The organism is Humidesulfovibrio sp. (assembly GCF_030689645.1).
Lineage (GTDB): Bacteria > Desulfobacterota > Desulfovibrionia > Desulfovibrionales > Desulfovibrionaceae > Humidesulfovibrio.
The window spans coordinates 1-10,033 of the sequence record NZ_JAUYFU010000083.1 but is presented as its reverse complement, the minus strand read 5'-3'; the positions used below and the strand labels follow the sequence as shown (position 1 = coordinate 10,033).

The 10,033-nt window shown below is 63.3% G+C and carries 8 protein-coding genes; 3 read left to right on the top strand and 5 right to left on the bottom strand.

The window, feature by feature from the left end; all coding sequences use genetic code 11:
- The coding region (locus Q8O35_RS11670; protein WP_305573477.1) for a hypothetical protein at positions 1–224 on the top strand (224 nt) is incomplete at its 5' end.
- On the opposite strand, the gene Q8O35_RS11665 is transcribed toward Q8O35_RS11670, so the two are convergent.
- From Q8O35_RS11665 to Q8O35_RS11645, 5 genes are all read right to left on the bottom strand, one after another.
- Positions 221–745 carry a 4Fe-4S dicluster domain-containing protein gene (locus Q8O35_RS11665; protein ID WP_305573475.1) on the bottom strand — a complete coding sequence of 175 codons (525 nt, stop codon included), beginning with the start codon at positions 743–745 and terminating at the stop codon, positions 221–223. The two genes, Q8O35_RS11670 and Q8O35_RS11665, sit on opposite strands and share 4 nt — an antisense overlap.
- Before the next feature lie 15 nt (positions 746–760).
- Positions 761–1,894 (bottom strand): FAD-dependent oxidoreductase, encoded by a 1,134-nt coding sequence (locus Q8O35_RS11660; protein WP_305573473.1) that lies wholly within the window; start codon positions 1,892–1,894, stop codon positions 761–763.
- Between the two features lie 72 nt (positions 1,895–1,966).
- Complete coding sequence (locus Q8O35_RS11655; RefSeq protein WP_305573480.1) at positions 1,967–3,379, bottom strand: NlpC/P60 family N-terminal domain-containing protein; 1,413 nt, start codon at positions 3,377–3,379, stop codon at positions 1,967–1,969.
- Positions 3,380–3,385: 6 nt separating this feature from the next.
- Positions 3,386–4,090 (bottom strand): lipid-binding SYLF domain-containing protein, encoded by a 705-nt coding sequence (locus Q8O35_RS11650; protein WP_305573471.1) that lies wholly within the window; start codon positions 4,088–4,090, stop codon positions 3,386–3,388.
- Positions 4,091–4,198: 108 nt separating this feature from the next.
- Positions 4,199–4,942 carry a TVP38/TMEM64 family protein gene (locus tag Q8O35_RS11645; RefSeq protein ID WP_305573469.1) on the bottom strand — a complete coding sequence of 248 codons (744 nt, stop codon included), beginning with the start codon at positions 4,940–4,942 and terminating at the stop codon, positions 4,199–4,201.
- Between the two features lie 137 nt (positions 4,943–5,079).
- Between Q8O35_RS11645 and dnaE the strand changes: the two genes are divergently transcribed.
- Both dnaE and Q8O35_RS11635 read left to right on the top strand, forming a co-directional pair.
- A complete protein-coding gene (gene dnaE, locus Q8O35_RS11640) occupies positions 5,080–8,544 on the top strand; it encodes a DNA polymerase III subunit alpha (protein WP_305573467.1) in 3,465 nt (1,154 codons plus the stop codon).
- A 316-nt stretch (positions 8,545–8,860) separates the two neighbouring features.
- The coding region (locus Q8O35_RS11635; RefSeq protein ID WP_305573465.1) for a recombinase family protein at positions 8,861–10,033 on the top strand (1,173 nt) is incomplete at its 3' end.

The following is a 10,033-nucleotide window of genomic DNA, read 5'->3' as shown; positions in this document are numbered from 1 at the left end:
AGGTGAACCGCGTCCTCTCGTCAACCCTTTTCTTCAACCTTTTCAAAAAACCCTCGCTGCCCGGTCAAACGCCTTCCGGCTGTCTCAAGCGGCGAGGGGCGTTTCTAGGGGAACCGCTGCCAAGAGTCAACACGTTTCTGGCCAAAGATCATGCACTTTACACAAAGCCATGCAATAACAGCATGTTGGTGTTTGCGATAATTCGGCGCGCGCAGCAACCTTAGCTCTTATCCTTGCGTGGCAGGCTGGTGAGCACGGGCCGCACGTGGTCCATAACCATCTTGTGCGCCGCCTCATACTCCGGGGTGGAGAGCGTCTCCGCCTCCTGGCGGGTGACGTGGTGCACGGCTCCGCAAGGGCACAGCTCCACGCATGCGGGCGGCATGCCCATGGCTTGGCGATGGCTGCACAGGTCGCACTTGGCCACGGCGTCGTCCAGCCCGGTGCAGAAGATCCCGCCAAAGGGGCAGGCCAGGATGCAGCTCTTGGTCTCGCACCCGGCGCAAAGCACGGGGTTCAGGAGCACTGAGCCGTCGGCGGACTTCATAAGCGCCCCGCGCGGGCAGCTCTTCACGCAAGCGGCGGACTCGCAATGGCGGCAGTACACCGGAGCCATGATGCCGCCCACGGTGCGCGTCATGTTGATGCGCGGGTTCCCGTGCACGAAGCGGCAGGCCGATTCGCAGGTCTCGCAGCCGATGCAGCGCGAGTAGTCGATGAACAGAATCTTCTCGTGGGCTGTCATGCTCTCCCCCGGCAGTTAGCGCAGGTCTTGCTTCTGGATGGGCGCTTCCTCGCGGTAGTCCACCTCACGGCTCATGGCCTTGAGGGTCAGCCAGCGCGACAGGGACTGGGCCGCGCGCAGGCCGCTGTAAACGGCTTTGCCGATTTTGCTCGGCCCGGTCAGCGCGTCTCCGGCCACGAACACCCCGTCCATGCGGGTCATTTGCAGCCAGTGGATCTCGTTCTTGCGCACGGAATCGAGGCCCAGGCGCTCGGCGAAAGGCGGAGCGGCGGTTTCGCCGATGGCCGCAACCACGATGTCCGCCGGAAGCACCACCTTGGCGCAGGAATCCGGCACCGCGCTGCGTCGTCCGTCCTCGTCCGGCTCGCCCAGGCGGCACTGGATGCACTCGATGCCGGCCACCTGCCCGCGCGCCTCGCCCTCCCCTTCAATGATGCGCAGGGGGGTGACCAGCTCCAGCCACTGCCCGCCTGCGGCCTCGAACTGTTCGATTTCATGGGTGCCGCAGGGGGCTTCCCTCCTGGTGCGGCGATAAACCAGGCTCACGCGGGCCGCGCCCTGGCCCAAGGCTCCATGCGCCACATCCACGGCGGAGAACCCGGCCCCGACCACCACCACGTTCTTGCCCGCCACGTCGATCTCGCTCATGGCGTCCTTGCGGTACTGGGCCGCGCGGATGGGAAACAGAAAAGCCAGGCCGGAATAGACGCCCTGCAAGTCCTCGCCGGGCACGTTCAGCTTCCGCGGCTTCCACGACCCGGTGCAGAGCATCACGGCGTCGTGCCCGCGCACCAGCTCGTCCAGGTCGATGCATCGTGTGGACAGCTCATCGCCCGTGTCATCCGCCTGCCTGCGGTCGCAGATCTTGGCGCCGGGGTGAAAGCGCACGCCGTAGCGCTCGGACAGGGTGTGCACGCCGTCGGCGATGCGCTCCGCCGGGATGCGTTCCGCCGGGATGCCGAAGACCATGAGCCCGCCGGGCTTAGGCAGCTTGTCGTACACATCCACCTGGTAGCCGATGCAGGCCAGAAAACCAGCGGCGGCAAGGCCGGAAGGCCCTGCGCCGATGACGGCCACGCTGCGGCCATTGCTGCGCGCCGAACCAGATCCGGCAAAAGCGAAATTCATGGGGGTGGCGCTGATGGGCATGGATGCCTCCCTATCCTATTATATAGGGCGAAACGGTTCTATCGAGAAAGCGCGCGAACGCCCGATGCCGGGCTAGCGGTCCGGGGCCACCAAGGTCATACCGTCAAAGGTGGGCAGCAGCAGGCCGGAGCGGACCACGTCGGGGATCTCCGTGCCCGGCGTCAGGGTGGTGATGGCCACGCGGCCCACCACGAAACGGCCCTCGACGCCCTGTTCGGTCTTGGTGCGCAGGCCCCAGATGTCGTGCAGGATCACGGCGCGGCCATCCTTCTGGCCCAGGTAAAGCATTATGTGCCCCGGTTTGTAGATCAGGGTCAAGAGGGGCGCGCCGCGCTCAAGGATCAGGGTCTCCTTGGCCTCCGGAGCAAGTCCGTTGAAGGGGACCCACTCGCCCTGGCGCGACTGCTGGCGGGAGTTGCGCGGCAAAAAGACGCCGAAGGGCGCGTACAGGTCCATAAGCAGCGCCGAGCAGTCCCGGTTCTCCAGGTAGCCGCCCCAACCATAAGGCTGACCCATGAGCTGGTTGGCCAGGCGCGCGTAGTTGCGCGGCGTGGGCGCAAGGGGCATGGGCGCGGCGTCATCGCGGGAGAGGCGCACGGCCAGGCTGAGCGCCCGGCCAGAAGCCTCGCGCGCCGGGGCCAGCAGGGTCGCGCCGTTCGCGCCGTTATCAAGCAATGGCAGAAGCATGCCGATGCGCCCGGCGAAAAGATGCGCCGCAGGGATGGCCTCATCGGCGAAACTGGCGGCCACGGGCGCGCCTTCGCGGGTGATGGCGGCCAAAGGCAGGGCCTCCCACTGGGCCATGAAGGCCTCGTCCACAAAGGCGATGTCGCGCACGGGCACCCAGCCCGCAGCCACGCGGCCCTCCACCAGCACCCAGGAGCCATCGGCGCTCAGGTGGGTGGCAAGAAGCGGAGTGCCCGCAAGCAGCCCGGAATTCTGCCAGTAGTCAAAGGGAAAGCCCTCGCCGGGCAGGCCGGGCTTGAGGAAGCCGGGCCGTTGCGTAGGCAGCACGCGCAAGGAAGTGTTGGCCGTGGCCATGGCCGGGCGCAGCATGTTGGGGTATGTCTCGGCCTGAACCAGGGACTCCATGCGGGCGCGAAAATCCGGCCCCAGAAGGCGCAGATTTTCACCGTAGTGGCGGTTGTTCTTCAGGTGCGCCAGCCCCCACAGGGCGTCGGCCTTGGCATGGGCGGGCTTGGTGCGGCGCCAGGGCGCGAAGTGGAGCTCGCGCAGGCGCGCGGCCTGCCGCTCTTGAACCTTGACCGAGAGGAAAGGCAGATCCAGAGCCTGGGGATCAAAATAGGCGGCCACGTCTTGGGGCAGGGTCTGAACGTCGCGCACCTCGGTGGGCGGAGCGGGCGGCGGCAAAGACGGAGCGGGCGGCTTCTGGGCCGCGCAGCCCAGAAGGCCAAAGACGATCCCGGCAAGAAAAAATGCGGCCAGCAGTCGGGAGAACCCGCGCCGCTGGCCGCTTGAAGTCATTCGCACTTACTTGCCCTTGGCCGAAGTCGTGAGCGCGTCTTTGAGGCCCCTGGCGTCGGGCACGTCGGCCTTGCGCTCCAGCACGATCTGCCTGGGTGTAAGGGCCTGCCCATAGTAGGTCTTGTTCAGGCCATCACGCTCATGGATGACACCGCCCTCAAGGGAAACGCCTGCGAACAGGCCGCCCACGTCGGCAAAATAGTACACATCCTTAAACACATGGGTGCTGGCCACCTCGCCCGTGAGGCCCTCAGTGCCGGCGGCCACGGTTGCGTCCGCTCCCAGGGTCAGGCCGGTGTCGATGGCGGACTTGAAGGCCTTGTCGTTCATGAACACAAGCACAATGGCTGCCTCCTGCACGCCGATCTGCAGACCGATGCTGCCGCCGCCCAAGGTGTAGAAAGCCGGGGAGGACCAGGAGCCGTCGGCCTCGCGCGCAAGCAGCACGCCGTTTCCGCCCTGGCCGCCATAGATGAACCCGGCCTTGATGACGCTAGGCAGCACCAGCACGCCGCGAGCGTTCTTCAGATACACGTCGATCTGCCGAAAGGAGGGATCGGCGCGCATGCTGCGAACCACGGCGGCGGACTTGTCCACCAGGCCCTGCTCGTAATGCGCGGGATTCGGGCTGGAGGCGTTGTGCACCCCATAACAACCGGCCAAAAGCCCCAGCAGAAAAAGGCTCAACACTGCCAGCATCATTTTACGCATGGGCGGACTCCTTGTGCCAGAGGAATAAACGCGAGAGCTCTGCCGCCTGCGGCGGGACGCTTGTAAAGACAGTACACCAGGCCCGTACGCAAGCGCAACCGCGGCGGGTCAGCTGGCCAACCGACCCAGCCGCTCCTTGATCTCCTCGTCGAAGAGCCAGACCACGAAAGCCAGGGCCAAACCCAACCCGAACACCAGTTTGACTGTGAACAGGTCGGCATCGGCCGCAGCGCCGGTGAAGGTGAGCACCATAAGTCCGGGCAGACGCCCCAGCGTGTTGGCCGCCATGAGCTTCCACAGCGGCAGCCGTGTCACCCCGGCCATGAAGCAGATGGCGTCCTTGGGCGTGCCGGGCAAAAGGAAGAGCATGAAGAAATTGGCCAGCCCGCCCCGATGGATTGTGGCATCGAACTTTTCCTGCAGATGCAGAGGCACGAAGGGACGCATGACGCGCTCGCCGAAAAAGCGGGTAAGCAGCATGGCGAAGAGCGATCCGATGGCGTTGCCCACGACATTGAGCAAGAGCCCGCGCCAGAAGCCGAAAACGAACCCGCCCAACATGCCTGTGAACTGGCCCGGAATGGGCGCCACCACAACCTGCAGGAACTGCACGCCCAAGAATACCCAGGCAGCCACAGCGCCCCAGGAATCGAACCAGGCCTTGATGGACTGACGCCTGGTCTCAAAATCCTCGCTGGCCAGTTCGGCCACGAAGTTCACAAACGCATGGGGAAGGTAGGGTTTGACCACCCAGGCCAGGAAGGCGAGCAAAAGAGACACGGCCACCGCGCCAGCCAGCACAGGCACCACGGAAGACAGACGCGAAAGCTTGCGTTTCAACCGCTCAACCATCAAGCGCCCCGCACCCGCGCCACAGCGGCGCACATCATTGATTTAATGGATATTATTTTTCAGCCAACCAGAGCGTTTCCAAGGCCTTCGTGGTGGTGTATACACAAACTCGCCACCGCGCGCAAAGGGGATTAGCCATGCCGGATTTCGTGCATCTGCACTGCCATAGCGAATACAGCCTGCTGGACGGAGCCATCCGCATCAAGGATCTCTGCTCCCGCGCCAAAGACCTCGGCATGCCCGCCGTGGCCTTGACCGACCACGGCAACATGCACGGCGCCCTGGTGTTCCGGCAAAAGGCCATAGAGACCGGCATCCGGCCCATCATCGGCTGCGAGGTCTACGTGGCGCCGGGGCTGCGCACCGAGAAAAACGCCACAAGCTCGCGCCAGGCCGCATACCACCTGGTGCTGCTGGCCCAGAACCGCGTGGGCTACCAGAATCTCATCAAGCTCGTGAGCGAAGGCTACCTCACGGGCTTCCACTACAAGCCCCGCGTGGACAAGGATCTGCTGCGCCAGTACTCCGAGGGCCTCATCGCCCTGTCCGCCTGCCTGGGGGGCGAGGTCAACCGCACGCTTCTGACCAAGGGCCTGGACTCCGGCATCGCCATGGCGCGGGAATACGCGGATATCTTCCCCGACCGCTTCTACCTGGAGCTGCAGGAGAACGGCATCCCGGAACAGACCCGCGCCAACGAGATGCTGCTTGAGGTCATGAAGGAGACCGGCCTGCCCCCGGTGGCCACCAACGACTGCCACTACCTCACCAGGGACGACGCCGAGGCCCACGATATTCTGCTGTGCATCGGCACCCAGCGCACCGTGCTGGACAAAGACCGCATGCGCATGGGCACCAACGAGCTGTACTTCAAGACCATGGAAGAGATGGAGGCGGCCTTCGCCTACTGCCCGGAGGCCATCAGCAACACGGTAATAATCGCCGAGCAGTGCAACGTGGAGCTGGATCTCGGCAAGTCCCACTTCCCGCTCTACGACCTGCCCGAAGGCCAGAGCATCGACTCCGAGTTCGACCGCATGTCGCGCGAGGGCCTCACCAAGCGCCTCAAGAACATCGCCTACGAGGTGGACGAGCCCGCCTACTGGGAGCGCCTGGAGTACGAACTGGGCGTCATCAAGGAGATGGGCTTCCCGGCCTACTTCCTCATCGTGCAGGACTTCATCAACTGGGCCAAGGACCAGAAAATCCCGGTCGGGCCGGGCCGCGGCTCTGCCGCCGGTTCTCTGGTGGCCTGGGCCCTCAAGATCACCAACATCGACCCCCTGCCCTACGACCTCTTGTTCGAGCGCTTCCTGAACATCGAACGCGTCAGCATGCCGGACATCGACGTGGACTTCTGCGAACGCCGCCGCCTGGAGGTGGTGGCCTATGTGGCGGGCAAGTATGGCCGCGACCACGTGGCCCAGATCACCACCTTCGGCACCATGAAGGCCAAGGCCGCAGTGCGCGACGTGGGCCGCGCCCTGGGCATGAGCTTCGCCGACACGGACCGCATCGCCAAGCTCATTCCCGAAGAAATGAAGATGACCATCGACAAGGCCCTGGAAAAAGAGCCTGAGCTCATGGCCATGACCGTTGGCAATCCGCAGATCGAGAAGCTCATCGACGTGTCCAAACGGCTGGAGGGCCTGGCGCGCCACGCCTCCACCCACGCGGCGGGCATCGTCATCTCCGACCGGCCCATGCTGGACTACCTTCCTTTATATAAGGGGAAGGAGGGTGAAATAGTCACCCAGTACGACATGAAGCTGGTGGAGAAGGTCGGCCTCATCAAGTTCGACTTCCTGGGCCTGCGCACCATGACCGTGGTCGAGGACGCCCTCGATATCATCATCCGCGCGGGCAAAACGCCCCCGGACCTGGACAACCTGTCCCTGGACGACCCGGCCACCTACGAAATATTCTGCTCCGGCGACACCGACGGCATCTTCCAGGTGGAAAGCTCGGGCATGCGCAAGTACCTGCGCATGCTCAAGCCCACCTGCTTCGAAGACATCATCGCCATGCTGGCGCTCTACCGCCCGGGCCCGCTGGGCTCCGGCATGGTGGACGAGTTCATCAAGCGTAAGCACGGCCAAATCCAGGTGTCGTACCCGCACCCCTCCCTGGAAGAAACGCTGAAGCCCACCTACGGCGTCATCGTGTACCAGGAGCAGGTCATGAGCTGCGCCCGGGTCATCGCCAACTACACCCTTGGCGGCGCGGACCTGCTGCGCCGGGCCATGGGCAAGAAAAAAGCCGAGGAGATGGCCAAAGAGCGCCAGAAGTTCATGGTCGGCGCGCGCGAGAACAAGATAGCCGACGCAACCGCGCAGGAAATCTTCGACCTCATGGAGAAGTTCGCCGAGTACGGGTTCAACAAGTCCCACTCCGCGGCCTACGCCCTCATTTCCTACTACACCGCGTACCTGAAGGCCCACTATCCCGTCGAGTTCATGGCCTCCATCATCAGCTCGGAATTGGCCAACACCGACAAGGTCTTCACCTACATCAACGCCTGCCGCGAAATGCAGATCCCGGTGGTGCCGCCCGACGTCAACGTGAGCGAGAGCCGCTTCTCGGTGCTGGAGGGCAAGGTCATCTTCGGCCTGGCGGGCATCAAGGGCGTGGGCGAGGACGCGGTTGGCGAAATCGTCGCCGAGCGCCTTGAGAACGGCCCCTTCCGCGACATCTACGACCTGTGCGAGCGCGTGAACCTGCGCAAGATCAACAAGCGCACCCTGGAGGCGCTCATCAAGGCCGGAGCGCTGGACTGCCTGGGCCGAACCCGCGCCGGACACATGGCCGCCCTTGAGCGCGCGGTGAGCGTGGGCCAGAAAAAGGCCAAGGAAAAGGCCCAGGGCATGATATCCATGCTCGATATGCTGGGCGGCAAGTCCAAGGCCGGCGTGGTCGAGGCCGCGCCGACTTACGCAGTGGACGAGGACGTGCCTGAATGGGGCGACGAGGAGAAGATGCGGTTGGAAAAGGAGGCCCTGGGCTTCTTTTTGTCCAGCCACCCGCTTTTGCGCTACCGCCACGAACTGCGCCGCCTGAACCTCACCAATCTGGCCGAGCTCAAGGAGCTGCCGGGCGGCACCATGGTGCGCGTGGCCGCACTGGTCACTTCTTTGCGCGAATACATCAACAAAAAGGGCGATAAGATGGCCTTCCTGCAACTGGAAGACCTCACCGGCACGGGGGAGTGCACGCTCTTTTCCAATGTCTATCTGGAGTCCCGCGAGTTGCTGGGCCAGGACCAGCCGCTGATCTTCGAGGGCAAGGTGGACGTGCGCACCAAGCCGGGCGAGGAGGAAGGCCCGCGCGAGTCCAAGATGCTGGCCGACACGGTGAAGCTCTTGTCCCAGGTGGCGGCGCAAAGCTTCGAGCCCGCGCGCATCCCCGCGCGCGAGGAGCACTGCGAGCCCGAACGCCTGGATGCCCTCAAGGCCGTGCTGGCCTGCCACCCCGGATCCGTGCCCGTGCTCCTGGACCTGCACCTGCCCGAGGCGGTCTGCTCCCTGAAGCTCGGCGAACGCTACCAGGTTTCGGCCTGCCCGGAATTCTGGTCCGCCGTGGACAAGTGGCGCACGGCGGGATAGTGCAGAGAATCCAGGGGCCCTGCCCCTGGACCCCGCCAGAGGGCACGAGGCCCTCTGGACTCCCTGTGGCATCGGGCAGCGCTCCGGCGCAAAGCCGCCGGAGCGCTCCCCGATGCGGAACTTTCACGCCGGACGATTGCATTCATTTCTAAACATGCGGGTCCAGGGGGTGCATACCCCCTGGCGGGGTAAGTGGATGTATTAAAATTATTTCCTGCCACTCCCACAATCGTCCGTCATGATTAGCCTTGCCTCTTGCCGATTTCCTTTGGCACCCTGAATATTTTCCTGGCTGCCTGCCGTCCGGGTCGCTATAATGGGCAGCATGAAGAGACCCAAAACGCCCGCACCAGACACTCGCCCCATGGTCAAGGCATACGCTTACATCCGCCTCTCCTCGCAAGCGCAAGCCGCTGGCGACGGCGAACGCCGGCAACGTGAATCCGCGCAGCAGTTCGCTGGTCGGCACGGGTACGAGGTTGTCGAGTACCTCCAGGACATCGGCAAGTCCGCGTTCCGCAGCTCGAATGCCTTACATGGCGAATTGGCCGAGTTCCTCAAGATCGCGCAAAAGGGGACACTCGAGAAGGGAACGCTTTTGATTGTCGAGTCTGTGGACCGCCTGTCGCGAGACGAACTTCAACCCTCCATACGGCTTTTACTCAACATTTTCGACTACGGTCTTTTGCTCGGCATCATCTCCGAAGACAAGATTTTCAGCGAAATCAACTTCGATGATTTCCTGCAGCTGCTCAATGACATGTCGCGCTCGAATAAAGAGAGTGTCATGAAGTCCGTCCGCTCCCTCGCAAATTGGGAGACAAAGCGCGCGAAAGCAAAGAAAGGAATCCCCGTCACCCGCCAGTGCCCCCACTGGATGAAGGTCAAGGGCGGAAAGTTCAAGCTGATTCCAGATCGCGTCGAGATCGTAAAGCGAATTTTCGAATGGTATTTGGAGGGCAAGGGGCAGGGCAAAATAGCGGACCTGCTGACTGAAAACGGCATCCCTCCGTGGAACAAGCGCAAGCCCGTATGGCACCAGAGCTACATTTTCAAACTGCTGCATAACCGTGCGGTCATCGGGGAGTACCACCCCGAAGTGACTGTCAATGGCAAGAGAACTGCAGCCGAAGTAGTTGAGAACTACTACCCAGCTATCATCGACAGGGACAGCTTTGAGCTGATTCAAGATAAGACCCGGCTTCGTCGAGAAAACCACGCAGGGAGAAAGGGCAAGAAGTACGCTAACCTTTTTCAAGGCATAGCCCGTTGCGCCGTCTGTGGCGCGCGGATGCGCTACCTGAACCACACCAAGGACGTCACGCGGAAGACCGGGCTACGGCCTTGGGCGCTCTACCTCGCCTGCTCCAGCTCGCTCAAGAAGAACGGCTGCAAGAACAAGCAGTACTACAGCTACTTGCACATGGAGAACTTCATCCTGTCAGGCATCCTGTCGGACATCGACATCATCGAAGCCGCCGGCGTGCAC

What these genes read in the sequence shown, in the direction of transcription:
- Q8O35_RS11665 (WP_305573475.1), bottom strand. Translation starts at nt 745, where the DNA reads ATGACAGCCCACGAGAAGATTCTGTTCATCGACTACTCGCGCTGCATC.
- Q8O35_RS11660 (WP_305573473.1), bottom strand. Translation starts at nt 1,894, where the DNA reads ATGCCCATCAGCGCCACCCCCATGAATTTCGCTTTTGCCGGATCTGGT.
- Q8O35_RS11655 (WP_305573480.1), bottom strand. Translation starts at nt 3,379, where the DNA reads ATGACTTCAAGCGGCCAGCGGCGCGGGTTCTCCCGACTGCTGGCCGCA.
- Q8O35_RS11650 (WP_305573471.1), bottom strand. Translation starts at nt 4,090, where the DNA reads ATGCGTAAAATGATGCTGGCAGTGTTGAGCCTTTTTCTGCTGGGGCTT.
- Q8O35_RS11645 (WP_305573469.1), bottom strand. Translation starts at nt 4,942, where the DNA reads ATGGTTGAGCGGTTGAAACGCAAGCTTTCGCGTCTGTCTTCCGTGGTG.
- dnaE (WP_305573467.1), top strand. Translation starts at nt 5,080, where the DNA reads ATGCCGGATTTCGTGCATCTGCACTGCCATAGCGAATACAGCCTGCTG.